Origin of the sequence: Dietzia papillomatosis NBRC 105045, from assembly GCF_001570845.1 — a bacterium.
GTDB lineage: Bacteria > Actinomycetota > Actinomycetes > Mycobacteriales > Mycobacteriaceae > Dietzia > Dietzia cinnamea.
The window spans coordinates 1-16603 of the sequence record NZ_BCSL01000029.1 but is presented as its reverse complement, the minus strand read 5'-3'; the positions used below and the strand labels follow the sequence as shown (position 1 = coordinate 16603).

The 16603-nt window shown below is 72.7% G+C and carries 16 protein-coding genes; 7 read left to right on the top strand and 9 right to left on the bottom strand.

From position 1 onward, the window contains the following. Window positions 1-16: 16 nt before the first annotated feature. Window positions 17-1414: a lipase family protein gene (locus tag DPA01S_RS11105; RefSeq protein ID WP_061916249.1), complete on the bottom strand. Its 1398-nt coding sequence runs from the start codon at window positions 1412-1414 to the stop codon at window positions 17-19. Between the two features lie 95 nt (window positions 1415-1509). Next, window positions 1510-1692, bottom strand: coding sequence for a hypothetical protein (locus DPA01S_RS11100; protein ID WP_061916246.1), 183 nt, complete (start codon window positions 1690-1692; stop codon window positions 1510-1512). 334 nt (window positions 1693-2026) lie between these two features. Here DPA01S_RS11100 and DPA01S_RS11095 point away from each other — a divergent pair, with 334 nt between their 5' ends. The 3 genes from DPA01S_RS11095 to DPA01S_RS11085 all read left to right on the top strand — a co-directional run bounded on the left by DPA01S_RS11095 (window position 2027) and on the right by DPA01S_RS11085 (window position 6605). Beyond that, entirely contained in the window at window positions 2027-2593 is a 567-nt protein-coding gene (locus tag DPA01S_RS11095) for a GtrA family protein (protein ID WP_369691785.1), read from the top strand. 175 nt (window positions 2594-2768) lie between these two features. Next, window positions 2769-4664, top strand: coding sequence for a DUF6541 family protein (locus DPA01S_RS11090; RefSeq protein WP_061916243.1), 1896 nt, complete (start codon window positions 2769-2771; stop codon window positions 4662-4664). Between the two features lie 69 nt (window positions 4665-4733). After that, window positions 4734-6605 (top strand): glycosyltransferase, encoded by a 1872-nt coding sequence (locus DPA01S_RS11085; protein WP_061916240.1) that lies wholly within the window; start codon window positions 4734-4736, stop codon window positions 6603-6605. A 14-nt stretch (window positions 6606-6619) separates the two neighbouring features. On the opposite strand, the gene DPA01S_RS11080 is transcribed toward DPA01S_RS11085, so the two are convergent. Then, window positions 6620-7165, bottom strand: a complete 546-nt coding sequence (locus DPA01S_RS11080; RefSeq protein WP_061916237.1) for a CPBP family intramembrane glutamic endopeptidase — start codon at window positions 7163-7165, stop codon at window positions 6620-6622. A 141-nt stretch (window positions 7166-7306) separates the two neighbouring features. Between DPA01S_RS11080 and DPA01S_RS11075 the strand changes: the two genes are divergently transcribed. Further along, window positions 7307-8308: a hypothetical protein gene (locus tag DPA01S_RS11075; RefSeq protein WP_061916234.1), complete on the top strand. Its 1002-nt coding sequence runs from the start codon at window positions 7307-7309 to the stop codon at window positions 8306-8308. Between the two features lie 33 nt (window positions 8309-8341). Here DPA01S_RS11075 and DPA01S_RS11070 read toward each other — a convergent pair whose 3' ends face one another. Further along, complete coding sequence (locus DPA01S_RS11070; RefSeq protein WP_007633392.1) at window positions 8342-9544, bottom strand: TerC family protein; 1203 nt, start codon at window positions 9542-9544, stop codon at window positions 8342-8344. A 121-nt stretch (window positions 9545-9665) separates the two neighbouring features. After that, window positions 9666-10139, bottom strand: coding sequence for a PaaI family thioesterase (locus DPA01S_RS11065; protein WP_061229494.1), 474 nt, complete (start codon window positions 10137-10139; stop codon window positions 9666-9668). A gap of 141 nt (window positions 10140-10280) precedes the next feature. Between DPA01S_RS11065 and DPA01S_RS11060 the strand changes: the two genes are divergently transcribed. Then, complete coding sequence (locus tag DPA01S_RS11060; RefSeq protein WP_061229493.1) at window positions 10281-10472, top strand: ferredoxin; 192 nt, start codon at window positions 10281-10283, stop codon at window positions 10470-10472. A 26-nt stretch (window positions 10473-10498) separates the two neighbouring features. Here DPA01S_RS11060 and DPA01S_RS11055 read toward each other — a convergent pair whose 3' ends face one another. The 4 genes from DPA01S_RS11055 to wzm all read right to left on the bottom strand — a co-directional run bounded on the left by DPA01S_RS11055 (window position 10499) and on the right by wzm (window position 13922). Further along, window positions 10499-11107: a TIGR03086 family metal-binding protein gene (locus tag DPA01S_RS11055; protein ID WP_061916231.1), complete on the bottom strand. Its 609-nt coding sequence runs from the start codon at window positions 11105-11107 to the stop codon at window positions 10499-10501. 129 nt (window positions 11108-11236) lie between these two features. After that, on the bottom strand, window positions 11237-12214 hold the full coding sequence (gene glfT1 / locus DPA01S_RS11050) for a galactofuranosyltransferase GlfT1 (RefSeq protein WP_061229491.1): 978 nt from the start codon (window positions 12212-12214) through the stop codon (window positions 11237-11239). Further along, complete coding sequence (gene wzt, locus DPA01S_RS11045; RefSeq protein ID WP_061229490.1) at window positions 12204-13022, bottom strand: galactan export ABC transporter ATP-binding subunit Wzt/RfbE; 819 nt, start codon at window positions 13020-13022, stop codon at window positions 12204-12206. The genes glfT1 and wzt overlap by 11 nt, the downstream gene beginning before the upstream one ends. Before the next feature lie 12 nt (window positions 13023-13034). Then, window positions 13035-13922, bottom strand: a complete 888-nt coding sequence (wzm, locus tag DPA01S_RS11040; RefSeq protein WP_061916228.1) for a galactan export ABC transporter permease subunit Wzm/RfbD — start codon at window positions 13920-13922, stop codon at window positions 13035-13037. A gap of 66 nt (window positions 13923-13988) precedes the next feature. On the opposite strand from wzm, the gene DPA01S_RS11035 reads away from it, so the two are divergent. Both DPA01S_RS11035 and DPA01S_RS11030 read left to right on the top strand, forming a co-directional pair. After that, window positions 13989-15005 carry an NADP-dependent oxidoreductase gene (locus tag DPA01S_RS11035; RefSeq protein ID WP_061916225.1) on the top strand — a complete coding sequence of 339 codons (1017 nt, stop codon included), beginning with the start codon at window positions 13989-13991 and terminating at the stop codon, window positions 15003-15005. A 92-nt stretch (window positions 15006-15097) separates the two neighbouring features. Further along, window positions 15098-16465 carry a polysaccharide pyruvyl transferase family protein gene (locus tag DPA01S_RS11030; protein WP_061229487.1) on the top strand — a complete coding sequence of 456 codons (1368 nt, stop codon included), beginning with the start codon at window positions 15098-15100 and terminating at the stop codon, window positions 16463-16465. Window positions 16466-16603: the final 138 nt, after the last annotated feature.

Below are 16603 nucleotides of genomic sequence, written 5' to 3'. Positions count from 1 at the left end.
TCTCGGGCCGCGCCGGTCAGTCGGGCCGGCAGCCGGAGTCGAAGGGGACGCCGCGTGCCCGGTCGTCGACCCAGTCCAGCGCCGGGCCGACCGCGGTGTAGGCCGCGAGGATGTGCTCGCCGGGCACCGGCGTGTATTCGACGTCGGCACCGGCCGCGCACCACTCGTCCGCCAGCCGACGGGCCGTCCACTCGGGGACGAACGGGTCGCCCGGCCCCCGCGAGGACCCCGGTCCGGGGCCGATCGGCGCGGCGGCGTCACCGTGCCAGACCTGGACCGGCCCGGTCGGTACCTCCCGCGGGTCAGCGCCATGGGCGGGGTCGGGGGTTCCCAGGCGGTTGCGGGCCAGGACGGCCGCGACCGTGGGGTCCGTGCGGGGATCGACGTCGGTCAGGGCGGACAGCGGCGCGGGGATGAGCCCCCCGGCGGTGTTGGCGGCGGCGCAGGCATCGCGGAGGTGGTGCGCGATCACGTCGCCGGTGGCGTTGAGAAGGGGGTACAGCTCGGGGTACTCGCGCGCCAGGCCCAGGACGGCGGCGCGGTAGAGGCCGGAGGCGATGGTGCCGTCCATGGTGTCGAACAGGTCGGAGTAGTCGGAGGGCACGCCGCCGACCGATGAGCCGACGAGCACGCCGGTCAGCTCGGGGGCGTACACGGGCTGCAGCTGGGCGGCCCAGCCCGTGGCGATGCCGCCGCCGGAGTAGCCGACCTGCACGACCCGCGAGTCGGCGAACAGCGGGCCGGCCTCACCGGGTGGGACGAAGGCGCGGGCTGCGCGGATCCCGTCGAGCACCGCGCGGCCGTTGGCGCGCCCCGCCGCGTAGGCCGCCCTGGGCCCCTGGAAGTCGGTGACGACCAGGCCGTAGCCGCGGTCGGCGAGGATCTGCAGGAACGGCGGGAGCTCGAGGTTGAGCGTGTGCGGCAGCGTGTGGGACGGCATGCACGTCAGGCCGAGCGAGTCGATCGTGACGTTGAACGACACGAGCGGCCGCGGATCGGGCCCGGGCCACGGGGTGGCCGGCTCGATGAGCGTGGACACGATCTGCTGCGGGCGGTCGTGGGAGTCGGTGCTCTGGACCAGGACCTGCCAGCCGCGGCCGAAGTTGCGGACGTTGTGCGGCGGGATCGTCACCTCTCGCGTGGCGAGGATCGTCCCCGGGGCGGTCGCGGGGTCGACGGTCGGCGGCGACGAGTACCAGGGGTCCGGGGACGGACTGGGCAGGTAGCGCTCGGGCGTGCGCTCGTGCTCGGGCGCGGGCCGGAGCGCGGCGAACGGGTCGGGGACCGTGACCGCGGACGACGCCGCACCGGTGGGCTGAGCGGCTCCGGCGGGCGCCGCGGTGAGCGCGCACGTCAGCGCAAGGAGTGCCGCCGCGACCGCGCGGCCGGGACGGAGGGGACGCCGCGACCTCATGCGCTCACGGTATACGGCGCGGTCGGCGGCGGAGGCGTCGCGCGCGCCGGGGGTGACCGGCGCGCGCGAACCGCGGGGTCGGGGGTGGGCTCGTCCTACGCGGAGCCGCGGGTGGCGGGCGTCGACAGGACGACGCGTCCGGTGGGCGTGTACGACGGCGACGCCGGGCGATGGTTGGGCGTGCGCAGCGGCGACGACGGCGGGATCGCCCGCCCGGTGGGCGTGTAGGAGAACGCGGTCGGCGCGTTGTTCATGGCGGGGCTGCGGTATTGCGACATGGGACTCACTCCTGGTCGTGGAAGGACGACGGGCCCGGCGCGTCACCGCCGGGGCGGGACGACGTGGGGGGTCGTTCGGGTGCGTGGGGGTGGAAGCGACGGCGGCTCACCCGGGAAAGAAGGCGCGGACCTCGTGGCGTGGGCGCCGAGAAGAGATGGGGTGTGCCGCGAGCGGATCGCTCCAGCGGGGTCGGACGGGGTCGGCGGAGGTGTCGCCGGCCGGTTCGACCGGAAACGGGCTGGTGTGCCCGCGATGGAGAAAGGATGACACGCCCGCCGGGGCCGCACAAGCCCCCTGTGTGGATGTTCACTCGTCGGAGCCGCGGCCTACCCTGTGCTGGTGAGTTCTTCCCCGAGAGACGCCGGCGCCAGGAGCGACTCCGCCGACCCGACCGATCCGGCCGACCCGACCGATCCGGCCGATCCTGTCGATTCCGTCCTCGACTCCCTGCGCGGCGCGGTGGACCCGCTGGAGTCGCACCACGAGTCCGACCCGCGGGAGGGCGCCGATCTCAAGACGCAGATCGTGCGGTTCTTCCTCACCGGGGTGCTCTCGGCGGTCGTCGACTACGGCCTGCTGCAGCTGCTCATGCTGGCCGGTCTGGGCTACGGCCCGGCCAAGGCGCTGTCGTTCGTCGCGGGCACGCTCACCGCGTACGGCATCAACCGCCGGTGGACGTTCCGGGCCGAGCCGTCGCGGGCGCGGTTCATCGCCACGATGTGCCTGTACGCCCTCATGTTCGGCGTGCAGTGGGGTCTGTTCATGGTCCTCGTGCCGTTCTTCCACGGACTGGACTGGAGCACCTTCTGGGCCACGACCATCGGGTATGTCATCGCCCAGGGCGTCGCGACCGTCACCAACTTCATCGTCCAGCGGACTGTGATCTTCCGGGTCCGCTGACCGGCATGTCCGTCGCGCTCCTGCTCGCCGCCGCGCTGGCGCTGCTGGTCGTGCCGGGCGCGCTGATCTGCCTGGCCGCCGGCGCGCGGTGGCGGGACGCGCTCGCCGCGGGCCCCGCCCTGACCACCGCTGTGGTGGCGGTCGGGTGCGCGGTCACGGCCGCCGCCGACGTGCGGTGGGGCCTCGCCTCGGCGGGCGTGACCGCCCTCGTGGGCTGCTCGCCGCCGCCGCGCTCGGGATCGCCGCCCGGGTCGCCGACCGGGGGACGTGGCGGCGGGGCGAGGGGTCCGATGACGACGACGAGGTGCGCGGTCGCGGGCCGGGCCCGGGGGTGGTCGACCTCGTCGTCGTCGCTCTGGCCCTCGTCCCGGCGGTCCAGGTCCTCGTCGCCACCCGCGCTCTCACGGCCATCCCGCAGGGCTGGGACGCGATCTTCCACGGCGGCGCCACGCGGTTCATCGCCGAGACGGGGCGGGCCGGTCTCACCGACCTCGCGCCGGTGAGCCAGCCCGCCAACCCGCACTTCTTCTACCCGGACACCTATCACGCGCTGGCGTCCCTGCTGCTGGGCGTGGGCGGCGGGCTGCCGGAGGCCCTCAACGCGGTCTCGGCGGTCACCGGCGTGGTGTTCGTGCTGGGCGTCGCGGTCCTGGCGGGGCGGCTGTGCGGCGGGTCGCGGCTCGCGGCGGTCGGCGCGGCGGTCGTGGCGGGCGCGGCGTGGACCTTCCCGTACCTCGCGCTGGGCCGCGGCCCGGTGCTGCCGTTCGCGCTGGGCGTGGCGGTGATCCCGGGCCTGGTCCTGCTGGGCGAGCAGCTCGCCGCGCGGCGGCCGCGTGTGCTCGCGCACGCGGCGCTGCTCGGGGCGGGCATGGCGGGGGCGTGGTCGGTGCACCCGTCGGTGGCGCTCGCGGCGGCGATCCCGCTGGCGGCCCAGGCCGTCGCCGGGGTGGTCGCCGCGCCCGGCGCGCGGCCCAGGTTCGCGGTCCTCGGCGGCTTCGCGCTGGCCGCGGTCGCGGCGGCCCCGTACGTGCTGTGGTCGGTGACCATGGTCTCGGCCGGGACCACCGAGTCGCTCGCCGGGTTCTCGTGGCCGCGCGAGGTGGGTGTGCCGCGCGCGGTGGCCGGGGTGTTCGACCTCGGGCCCACCGCGCTGTCCTCGATCGGGATGGCGGTCGCGGTGCTCGTGGGCCTGGCGGTGGCGGTCGTGGACCCGCGGCGCCGTCGCCCGCTCGCCGCCCCCGCCGCCGCGCTCGTGGTCTACGGCGCGCTGTACGTGCTGGCCGCGGCGGTGCACGGCGACTGGGTGCGGGTGTTCACCGGCTTCTGGTGGGACGACTTCTACCGGTTCGCCTCCCTGCTGGTGCTGCCGTCGGCCGTGCTGGCCGGCGCGGGCGTGCGGGCGCTCGTCCCGCTCGGTTCGGCCCGCCGCCCGGCCGCGCGGACCGGCGTCGTGGTGGTGGCCGTGCTGGGGCTGCTCACGGTCTCCGGGCACGCGGTCCTGGCCCGCGACCTGCGGGTGTGGGGCTACGGCGACGGCCCGGCGGTCAACGCCCGCGAACGCGCGGTGCTCGACGCGCTCGCCGAGCGGCACGAGGGCGGCGTGGTCCTCAATGACCCGTTCGACGGCACCGCGTGGGCGTACGCGCTGCACGGGGTGCCCGTGGTGTTCGGCGCGCCGCTCGCCGACGACCCGGTCGGGCAGGTCGGCGCCGACCGCATGATCCTGTACACCTCGATCAACCGCTACGGCTTCGACCCGTCGGTCACGCACGAGGTGCTGCGGCAGGACGTGCGCTGGGTGATCGTCGGCACCGGCGTCGTGGGCGGGCCGGGGCGGCCGGGCGGGTTCATCGGGCTCGACCTCAACCCCCACCTGCGGCTCGTCGAGGGCAACTCCGGCGCCCGGCTGTACGAGGTTCTGCCGGTGCCCGCGGACCACCCGCCGCTGCTGCCGCCGCCGGGGATCCCCCCGGTCACCCCGCCCGTGCAGCCCCCGAACACCGACTCACCGGTCGTCGACGCGGCCGCCGCCGGGCCGGCGACTAGCCTGGACGGCGCGACCGGGCCCTGAGCGGCCCGCCGCCGCGCGGCCCCGACGGGCCGTGTCCCCGCACCGACCCCACCAGGAGCGCATCGCCTCATGGACGCCACCACCGTGACCGCCGCGGGCACCGACACCGCCGCCCCGCAGCCCGAGCGCGACTTGTTGCTCCAGCGCACGCTGTTCTCGGGCCCGCGCCGGTGGGTCAACGACGACCTGTACTCGCGCATCGTGCGCGGGGTCGTGCGACGTACCCGCGCCGAGCTGCACATGGACGCCGGCGCGATCGTCGACACCAACACGTACTTCGGCCGGTTCGAGGCCTCCTACTGGCAGCGGTGGACCTCGGTCACCGAGCTCACCGTGCGCGTGTCCGTGGAGACGACCGGGCAGCTGGACGTGCTGGTCCGCGCCTCCGACATCGGCTCCCACGTGCGGACGGTGGACGTGGTCCGCCACCACGGTGACGGGATGGCGGTGCTGCACGTGCCGGTGGACGCGTTCACCGACGGTGGCGCGATGTGGCTGGAGCTGCACGCCGTGGACGCGCCGGCGACCGTGTCGGAGGTTGTGTGGAGTACGACGACGACGAGGCCCGCCCGCCGCGCCGCCGTGGCGATCTGCACGTTCAACAGGGCGGACGACTGTGCGGCCACCGTGGACTCGCTGGCCTCGGATCCCCTCGTCGCGGACCTCGTCGACGACCTCTACGTGACGGACCAGGGCACCGACCTGGTGGAGACCCGCGAGCCGTTCCAACACGCGGCCGAGGAGTTCGGCGACCGGCTGCACTACCTGCGCCAGCCCAACCTCGGCGGCGCCGGCGGCTTCAGCCGCGGCCTGTTCGAGGCCACCGCGCCGGGCGCCGCCGGGCCCGTGGACGTACTGCTCATGGACGACGACGTCCGGGTGGAGCCGGAGACGGTCCTGCGACTGTTCGCCTTTGCCGCCGTGACGCGCGAGCCGATGCTGGTCGGGGCGCAGATGCTGTACCTGTACAACCCCGACTACCTGCTGGTCTCGGCCGAGCGCACGCAGCTCGACGAGCTCCGCGGCGGCCTCGACGCCGACGAGTACGCGCTGCGCGACGAGTCGGTGGTCGAGAACCGGCAGGAGCGGCGGATCGACGCCGAGTACAACGCCTGGTGGTCCTGCCTCGTCCCCGGCGAGGCGGTGGAGGAGGTGGGCCTGCCGATGCCGTACTTCTTCCAGTGGGACGACATCGAGTACGGCCTCCGGTGCCGTCAGGCCGGGATCCCGACGTGCACGCTGCAGGGCGCGGCCGTGTGGCACGCCGACTTCTACTGGAAGGACGGCGACGACTTCGGCCAGTTCTTCTCCCAGCGGAACTCGCTGGTCACCGCCGCGATCCGGCAGGGGATCGACCCGAAGAGCATGGCCAAGAACCTCGGGCGCAGCGTCCTTCGGGCGATGGTGGGCATGCAGTACGGGCTGGCGGCCACGCGGATGCGGGGGATCGAGGCGTTCCTCGACGGGCCCGACGGCTCCCGCGGGGTGGGCGACGGCGGGCAGGCCGCGCTCGCAGCGATCCGGGCCGAGCGCGCGGAGTACCCCGAGACCGCCAAGCTCGCCGTGGAGGCGCTCCCCGCGGGGATCAGAGTCGAGCGCAAGGTGGGCATCCCGCGCGAGGACCGCGAGGACCAGGTGCTGGCCAAGCGGCTGCTCACCCAGAAGCTCGGTCGGCAGCGCCGCGGCGTCGTGGCGATCCCGTACGAGGACGCCGCCTGGTGGCACGTGTCGCTGTTCGACGAGGTCTACGTGACCGACGCCTCGCAGACCGGCGTGCACCACCGGAAGGTCGATCCGGCGCGGGTCTCCGAGCTGCAGAAGCGGCTGGCGGCGCTGCTCGCCCGGTTCGTCCGCGAGGCGCCCGCCGCGCAGCGGCGGTGGCGCGCGGCCCAGGCCGAGCTCACCACCCGGGAGAACTGGGCGCGGCTCTACGGGGTGTAGCGGCGCCGCCGCGTTCAGGCGGTGACGAGTCCGGCCACGACGTTCGCGACGACGTGGACGACGGCACCGGGCACGAACGTCCCGGTCCGGTGCCGGAGCCACCCCAGCGCATAGCCCGCCGCGAACTGGATGACGACGATCGGCCACAGGCCGGCGTCGATCAGGAGCAGGGCGAGGTGCGGGACGACGAACGCGGCCGCCTGCAGCAGGGTGCCCCGTGCGAATCCGAGTCGACGCACGAGGACGCCGCCGAGGAGCCCGCGGAAGAACACCTCCTCGCCCACCGCCCGCAGCGCGACGCCGACGACGGCCCCGGCCGAGGTGACCCGGGCGACCGTGACGCCGGGATCGTCCACCACCTCGGCGGGCATCAGCGCGATCGCCGACCAGCTCGCCGCCACCAGGGGGATGAGCAGGAGGAGCGCCCACCCGTACGCCGAGGGCGCGCCCCATCGCGCACCGATCCGGTCGAGCGCGGCCGCGGGTGACCGGTCGCCCCGACGCGATTGCACGACCACGTAGAGCACCGCGGGAGCGCAGAAGAGCGCGAACTCGATCACCGGTCCAGCCTAGGTTCCGAGCGGACCCCTCAGACCGGCATCGCGGTGGCTGATCCACAGCCGCCCCGAATTCCACATCTGGCCAGCCCCGGACCCGCGGACAGCCGGAACGCGGCGGGGCGTCGGGGCAGAGTAGGTGGCATGGACACTCCGACCTCGACCCCGACCGCGCCGGCGCCCCCGGCCGACGTCCTCGCGCTGCCGCCGGGCCCGCTCACCACGGCCGAGCTGGCAGCCGCCGTCTCCGACGCCCGGGACCGCGACCGGTACGAGCGGATCTGGCACGGGATGTACCGACGCGATGACCAGCCCGACGACCTCCGGCTCCGCAGTATCGCCCTGGCGCGGACCTGGCCGGACGGGGTGCTGCGCGGCCGCAGCGCCGCCCTGCTGTGGGGCGACGACTCGGTGCCCGCGGATGCGCCACCCGAGATCTGGCTGCCCTCGACGCGTCGGTCCCGCCCGGGTCGGATCTACCGCTACGGCACCCTGCCGCCGTCGGCTGTCACCGAGATCGACGGGTTGCGGGTCACCACCCCGCTGCGGACCTGCCGGGACCTGGCCGGCGACCTCGGGTTCGAGGATGCGGTGGTGTCGGTGGAGCGGCTGTGCGCGATGGTGCCCGAGCTGCCGGGCCAGCTGGCGGGCGCGCTCGAGCACCCCTCCGGCCGCGGCGCCCGGGACTTCGTAGCCGTCGCCCGCGCGGCGGACCCCCGGTCGGGTTCGGCCGTCTCGACGCGGGTACGACTGGAGCTCCGAGCGGCAGGGCTCGAAGGCTTCCGGCACGGGCACACCATGCGGATGGGGCACTTCACGGTGGAGCTGCCGCTGGCCGATCCCGATGCCCGCTGCGTGGTCTTCACCGCCGCGGACTCCGCGACGCCACCGAACCCGGGTCGCGGCGCCGAGCGGTACCGCGAGCAGTTGTCGCACGCAGGGTGGACGGTGATCGTGGTCCACGGAGCCGCCGCCCCGGGAATCGCGGCCCCGGCCGCGGATGACTACAGCGCGACTGACACCGGCGCGGGCCGCCGCGCGGCCGCCGTGCTGCGGGCCCGGTGGCCGTCGTCCGAGGTCCGCTACCCGCCGGCCGATGACCCCGCGGCCGACCCGCACGGGATGTGGTCCGGCCCGCGGCGCTGAGGCCGCGGGCCGGGATGCCGTGGGTACGGCGGATCAGCGGGTGTAGTCGGTGGCCTTCTCGTAGCGGCCCTGCTCGTCCCAGACCCGGCGCAGGAGCTGCTCGAGCTCCCACACGTCGCCCTCGCTGCCGAAGTACTTGCGGTCGATCGTGCCGAGCTTGTCCTCGTTCTCGAGGATCTTGCTCCACAGCCGGGCGCGCTCGACCGGGTCGTCGGTGAAGTCCTTGTTGAGGTACTCCCGCGAGTAACGCTTGAGGTTGCCCAGGACGGTGAGGGCCTTGCCGGCGGGGCTGACCAGCGACGCCACGATGGTCACGACGAGCACCACCACGATCACGCCCAGCGACAGCAGCGTGGGCACCTCGACCACGTCGACGTGCTCGCCACCGTTGATGAACGGCAGGTTGTTCTCGTGCAGGGCGTGCAGCACCAGCTTGACGCCGATGAAGCCCAGGATCGCCGCCAGGCCGTACTTGAGGTAGACCAGCCGGTCGAGCAGGCCCTCCAGCAGGAAGTACAGCTGGCGCAGGCCGAGCAGCGAGAACGTGGTGGCGGTGAAGACGATGAAGACGTTCTGGGTGAGGCCGAAGATTGCGGGGATCGAGTCCAGCGCGAACATGATGTCGGTGCCGCCGATGGCGACCATGACGATCATCATGGGCGTCATGACGCGCTTGCCGTTCTCGACGGTGAACAGCTTGTCGTGGTCGTAGTGATCGGTCGCTGGGATGACCTTCTTGGCGAACCGGACCATGACGTTGTCGACCTCGTCGTCGTCCTCGTCATCCTCGGCCAGCAGGCGGCCGGCGGTGACGATGAGGAACAGGCCGAACACGTAGAACAGCGCGCTGAACTGGTTGAGCAGTGCGGCGCCCACGAAGATGAACGCGGTGCGGGCGATGATCGAGAAGACGATGCCGAACAGCAGCGCCTTCTGCTGACCCGCCTTGGGCACCTTGAAGCTCGTCAACAGCAGGAGGAACACGAACAGGTTGTCCACCGAGAGCGCCTTCTCGGTGAGGTACCCGGCGAAGTACTCGATACCCATGTCCGTGCCGCCGAAGATCCACACGGCGAAGCCGAACAGGACCGCGACGCCCACGTAGAGCGAGGACCAGATGGCCGACTCTTTGATCGTGGGAATGTGCTCCTTGCGCACATGGAAGAAGTAGTCGAACAGGAGGAGTGCGACGATCAGGCCGACTGACAACGACCATGCGAGCGGGGTGGCTCCCAACGGGGTTTCCTTTCCGGGGAGGGCCGGTTGACCGGATCATCCTACCCGCGCGCGGCGGTGTCGACCCCCCGACGGATGCTCGCCGCCCGTCGGCACGGATACGTTCGCGCAGGTGGCGGCGCTACTTGCGGCGTCGGATGAACATCGTGTGCCGGGCCTCGACGACCGTCCTGCCGCGGCTGTCGGTCACGACCGCGGTGTGGACCACGCTGGTGCTGGACCGTGTGGTCAGCTGTTCGCGGATCGAGTCCGCCTCCGCGTGCGGCACCTCGACGACGCACCGGAGTCGGCCGCGGCCGGGGGAGCGGAAGTCGATCGTCGCGCTCTTGGTCCACACCTGGTAGCCGCCGCCCAGTTGCCCGGACAGCAGCGCCCCGTAGAGGACGTCGGTCGCGGCGAACAGCGCGCCGCCGAACGCGGTGCCGTTGGTGTTGGCGGTCCACGGCGCCACGTGCATGTTCAGCTCGCCGCGGGTCCAGTCCGGGGCGACGTGCCTGATGCGGATCCCCGACCCCAGCAGCGGCGGGTAGAGCGAGGCCAGGACGGGGAACGCCAGGGGGCTCGAGGTGTAGCGGTGCAGCAGGGTCTTGGGCATCGACCGATAGTAACTTACCGGGGAGTCAGTTCGGTTCCCGGCAATTTGGCTCATTCTCTGGACACGGCACCGTGTTTTGTCTACTTTCAGGGCCACAACCATCGACTACGGGGCCCGGGGCCCTCGGCGGGGAGGCGTGACATGAGGATCATCGTGGATCCGGACCGGTGCGAGGGACAGGCGGTGTGCGTGGGACTGGCGCCGGCGGTGTTCGCGCTGGATGACGACGACGAGGTGGTGCGCCTGCTGGTCGACGACATCCCCTCCGAGCACGAGAAGCGCGCCCGCAAGGCCGTCGCCAAGTGCCCGATGGCGGCTCTGCGCGAGGCCTGAAGGGCACGGTGCCGCGGCCCCGCGACCTACCGGGCCGGCCAGGCCGAGGGATCGCGGCCGGTGAGCGCGAGCACCTCGTCCCGCGCCGACACGTCCGGGCCGTCGAAGCCCGGGACCGCCGGGTCGAACAGCTCCGGCGCCGGGTTCTCGGCGAGGTCGGTCCGGACGAACTCCACCACGGCCCGCTCGAGATCGTCGCCCCAGTGCAGGTCCATGCCCTGCGAGGAGGCGATGTCCCACGCGTGGACGGCCAGGTCGAACACCTGCTGGGCGAGGTAGTGCTTCGCGGGAGCGAGTCCGTACGACAGATGCACCTCCGTGTCCGCGCCGCCGGCGCACGTCCCGCGCCACGCCGCCCCCACCGGCGCTGTGACCGACTCCCAGTCCTCCACCAGTTCGGGACCGGAGGCGTCGCGCAGGCGACGCAGGCGGTCCTCGAGGTCGTCGGCCACCTCGTCGACCGTGCCGCCGGCGAGCAGGCCCGGCACCCACAGTTGCTCGTCCACCACGTGGGCCAGCACCTCGCGCGCGGTCCAGTCGCTACACGGGGTGGCGGCGTCCCAGTCGGTGACGGCGGGCAGCACCTCGTCGTAGAGGTCGGCGGCGCGGGACTGCAGCGCGATCCAGTCGGTCATGCCCCCATCCTGCCGCATGCCGGCACTCGGGCACCCGGGCCCGGCCCCCCGAATCCGCTACCTTCCCTCGGGATCCGCTACCCCTCAGGGCGTAGCGGATCCGGAGTCGGGGTAGCGGATTCTCGCGGGTCAGGCGCCGGGCTTCTCGAACCGCTCGCCCGCGCCCATGCGCTGCAGGCGCAGCCACTCGCGGAACCCCGCCGGATCACGCCGCGAGACGAGGAAGTACCAGCCGAATCGCACGATCTCCTGCGGGATGAGCCGCCGGTTGCCGGGCTGGGTGAGGACGTAACCGCGGTTGCGGTAGGTGAAGTGCCGCTTGACCGGGTCGTCGGGGAACTGCGTGTGCATGCGGCCGCCGAGGATCGGCTTGAACTCGTCCGAGCCCTGCGGGTGCAGGTACGCGGTGGTCAGGCACGTGCCGAACGGCAGCCCCGAGCGGACCAGGCGCCGGTGCACCTCGACCTCGTCGCCGCGGATGAACAGGCGCAGGTCGGGCACGCCCACGCGGTCCAGGCACTCGGCGGTGAACAGGGCGCCGTTGAACAGCGACGCGATGCCGGGCAGCAGGTCCTCGGTGGTCTCCCCGTCGCCGGCCGCGCCCGCTCCGGTGAACAGCTCCGAGCGCCGACGCCGCCACACCACGCCGCGCCGCAGGGGGAAGGCCAGTCGGTCGGGGTCGGCGAGGTCGCACACCACCGGCGAGACCTCGGCCAGGCCGTGGCGGTCCATGCAGTGCAGCAGCGTGGCCAGGACGTCGGGGCCCTCGGGGCGGCCGTCGTCGTCCGCGCACCACACGAGGTCCGCGCCGGTGGCCAGCGCGTGCAGCATGCCCAGTGCGAAGCCGCCCGCGCCGCCGAGGTTGTGCTTGGAGCCGATGTACGTGGCCTCGACCGGCTGCGACTCGACGAGCTCGCGTACGGCGTGCTCGTCGGCGTTGTCCACCACCACCAGGTGGTCGATCGGGCGGGTCTGGCCGCACACGACGGCCAGGGACTCGCGCAGCTGCTCGAGCCGGCGGTGGGTGACCACGACGGCCACGACCCGGCGGGCGTCGGCCGCTTTTCGGCCCGCGTCTCCCGCGGCGGCCCCGCCCTCAGCTCTCATGACGCATCCTGCCGATGTACTCGCCGATCGAGCGGCCGGCCTCGGGGCCCTCGTAGGCGGTGACGATCTCCTCGATGCTGCCGCGCTGGCGGATGCGACCGTGGTCGATCCACATGGCCGAGTCGCACAGCTGCGCGAGGAACTCGTTGGAGTGGGAGGCGAAGACCAGGATGCCCGAGCGGGAGACGAGGTCGGCGAGCTTGACCCGCGCCTTCTTCATGAACTCCGCGTCCACGGCGCCGATGCCCTCGTCGAGCAGAAGGATCTCGGGGTCGATCGAGGTCACCACGCCCATGGCCAGCCGCACGCGCATGCCGGTGGAGTAGGTGCGCAGCGGCATGTCCAGGTAGTCGCCGAGCTCGGTGAAGTCGGCGATCTCGTCGACCTTGGCCTTCATCTGCTTGCGCGTCTGGCCGAGGAACAGTCCGCGGATGATGATGTTCTCGTACCCCGAGATCTCGGGGTCCATGCCCACGCCCAGGTCGAACACGGGCGCCACGCGGCCGCGGATCCGCGCCGCGCCGCGGGTGGGTTCGTAGATGCCGGACAGCAGCCGCAGCAGCGTTGACTTGCCGGCACCGTTGTGCCCGACCAGGCCCACGCGGTCCCCCTCGCGGAGGGAGAGGGTGATGTCCTTGAGGGCCTCGACGACGACGACGTTGGACGCGTTCCGGCCGATCGCGCCCCCCGCGGAGCCGAGGACCGCCTTCTTGAGGGAGCGCGATTTGGCGTCGAAGATCGGGAAATCCACGCACGCGTCCACGCAGTCGATGGACACGCCGCCGGGGGTGGGCGCGACGGAGCTCATGGGATGTACCTCCTACACCCAGTACGGGACTCGGGAGCGGAACCGGCGCAGCGCCACGAACGCCAGCAGCAACCCGACGGCCGTGCAGGCCAGGACGATCCACCAGTGGTAGGCGTCGACGGACTGGCCGAGCATGGGCGCGCGGACGATCTCCAGGTAGTGGTAGAGCGGGTTGATCTCGGCGATGCGGGCGCGGTCGGCGATCTGCCCGCCCTGCTCGTACAGCGTCTGCGTGGTCCACACGATGGGGGTCATGTAGAACAGCAGCTGCACCATCGAGTCCAGCAGAGGGGCGATGTCCCGGAACCGGGTGGCGAGGATGCCGAAAAGCATGGACACCCACACACCGTTGACCATGAGCACCGCCAGCCCCAGCACGGACAGCAGGAGCTCCCAGCCCAGCGGCCGCGGGAAGACCACCATGAGCACCACCCAGATGACCAGGTTGTGGCACAGGAACAGGAACTGCCGCCACACCAGCCGGTAGACGTGCACGCTCAGGGCGCTGGGGAGCTGCTTGATGAGGCCCTCGTTGGCGATGAAGACCTCGGCGCCCTCCTTGATGCAGCCGGAGATGAAGCCCCACATGATGAGGCCCACGGTGACGTGCGGGAGAAAGTCGGCGAGCGGGATCTGGAAGAGGATCGAGTACAGCAGGCCGAGCGCCACGGCCATGACGCCGGTGGCGATGGTGATCCACAGCGGGCCGAGGGTAGAGCGGCGGTAGCGCTGCTTGATGTCCTGCCAGCCCAGGGACAGCCACAGTTCGCGCTGGCTCAGCCCCTGGCGCAGGTCGGCCACGGCCCGGCGGAAGGTGTGGGAGTCGTTGACGATCTCGCCCCGCACGCGCTCGTCGGGGAGCGTCGCCGAGGTCGGATCGGGAAGGGACTGGTCCTGCACGAGGGCTCAGCGTACTAGAGGTTCCGCCGGTGGCAGCCCCGCCGCGAGGGCGCGTAGACAGGAGAGATGACGACCAGTACGCAGATCCAGCTCGCGAGCCGTCCCACCGGATGGCCGACCCACGACAATTTCCGCACGGTCACCGTCGACCTCCCCGAGCTCGCCGAGGGCGAGGTCCGGGTGGCCAACGAGTTCATCTCGGTGGATCCCTACATGCGGGGCCGGATGAACGAGGGACGCTCGTACATCCCGCCGTTCGAGCTCGACGAGACCATGACCGGCGCGGCCGTGGGCAGGATCGTCGAGTCCCGCTCGGACGACCACCCGGTCGGCGCGGTGGTCCTGCACAACGACGGGTGGCGCGACGTCGCCCAGGGCGACGCCCGGCAGTTCCGCGTGGTGCAGGAGATGGACGGGGTGCCGATCTCGGCGTATCTCGGCGTCCTGGGGACCACGGGCCTCACCGCGTACGTCGGGCTGTTGCACATCGGCCGGTTCCAGGCCGGCGAGAGCGTGTTCGTCTCCGGCGCGGCCGGGTCGGTCGGTTCGGCGGTGGGGCAGATCGCCACGCTGATGGGCGCCTCGAAGGTCGTCGGCTCGGCCGGCAGCCCGGAGAAGGTGGCCACGTGCGTCGAGCGCTACGGGTTCGACGCGGCGATCAACTACAAGGAAGGCCCGGTCCGGAAGCTCCTGCGCGAGCACTTCGGCAGCGAGAACGGCGAGGGGATCGACGTCTACTTCGACAACGTGGGCGGTGACCACCTCGAGGCCGCGCTCGACCTGATGAACGACGGGGGCCGACTGGCCCTGTGCGGCGCGATCAGTTCGTACAACGCCACCGAGCGTGCGCCGGGGCCGGACAACATGTGGCAGGCCATCACCCGCGGCCTCACCCTGCAGGGCTTCACGGTGAACAAGTACATGCATCTGTTCAAGGAGTTCGCGGAGAAGGTCGGCCCGTGGGTCGCCTCGGGCGAGATCGTGTTCGACGAGACCGTCGTCGACGGCATCGACAACTCGGTCGACGCGTTCCTCGATCTGATGAAGGGCGCGAACGTGGGCAAGATGCTCGTGCGGATCTGATCCCACCGATCTGACCCCCAGTCCGGTCCGGCGGCCGGCGGCGGTCTGACCCGGGCGGCGGGGCCCCACGGGGGTGCGGCAGGGTTGACGTCATGACGCCGACTCGCCGAGCCGCGCCCGCCGCCCGCCTGAGACGACGGGCCCGACGCCGGCTCGACGCCGTGCGCGCCACCGCGGACGCGCGGTGGGGCCGGCCGCGGGAGGGCCACCGGCCCGTGTACCTCGTCGCTCCGGCCGGCCACCCCAACCACGGCGACGAGCAGCTGTTGGCGGGGTGGCTGCGCTACCTGCGGCACGCACTGCCGGGGACGCCCGTCGTGGTGGACTGCCACACGCCCGGCCAGGCGGCGGTCCTGCACCATTCCGAGCACCCGGACGTGCTCTTCACCGACACCCTGTGGCGCCTGGCCTCCGAGCACACCGGCGCCGACGAGGCGATCGGGTTCTGCCGCGCCGCGATGGGCGACCCCGGGCTGCGTCCGGCGCTGGCCACGGGAATCGACCTGCTACGCAGCGCGTCTGTGGTCCACCTCATCGGCGGCGGCTTCGTCAACGACCTGTGGCCGCATCACCTGGGCGTGGTCGCGGCGGCGGGGGAGGCCGGCCGGGCGGCGGGCGCGCGCGTGGTGGCCACCGGTCAGGGGTTCGTGCCGTGCGGGGACGCCGGACGGTTGGCGGGGGCGTTGCGCGACTACGACCTGGTCACCGTCCGTGACGCCGACTCGTTCGAGCTCCTCGCGGGCACGGGGGTGCCGGTCCGCCACGTGGCCGACGACGGCTGGCTCGCCCTGTCGGCGGCGGGTGTCGTCGAGGCCGGCGACCACCCCGTCTACTCGCCCGACCCGGACGCGTGCCGCGACCTGGTGCTCTGCGCCCAGTCCGACCTGGTGGAGCCGGAGGTCCTCGCCGCCACCGTCGCGCGGATCCTCGCCGCGTGGGCGGTGCCGGGCGAGCGGATCACCGTCGTCGAGTCGATCCCCGGTGGGGACCGGGTGGTGTGGGACAGGGTGTGTGCGCGCGCCGCGGCCGCGTCCGGTGCCGACGGTGGACGGGGCGGAGACAGCGACGACGACGAGGTGGGCCGCGCCCTGGCTGACCTGCGGTTGGCCCGTGCGCGTTTCGTACCGTTCCAGGAACTGTGGGCTACGGGTCTGCCCGCCCGGCCTGGGCAAGTCTGGCTGACCACCCGTTTCCATCCGCATCTCTTCGCGGCGGCCCGCGGGGCCTCCGGGGTGGCATTGCGGTCGGGGTCGGCCTACTACGACGTCAAGCACGGGTCGCTGCTCGCCGCCGGGTCGCGGTGGAGTTCTGTGGCGGCGGACGAGGACCCGCGCTCCGTCGTCTCCGGGGTGCCCGCGGCGGGTGGCGTCGATCCGGCCGCCGTCGCCGCGCTCGTGGAGGGCGCGGAGCGGTTGGCGCAGGAGATCTACGCGGGGGTCGTGGGCCGCACGCTGCGGTGATACGCAGGCGGATCACCGGGCGCGAACACCTACTGTTCATCGGGGGCGCCGAGGTCTACTGTCTGACCTCGTGACTGCGTATGGGCGGGTGTCACCGTCTGTGATGCGGCGGTGGGCGGGCTGGGCGACGTTGAGTCC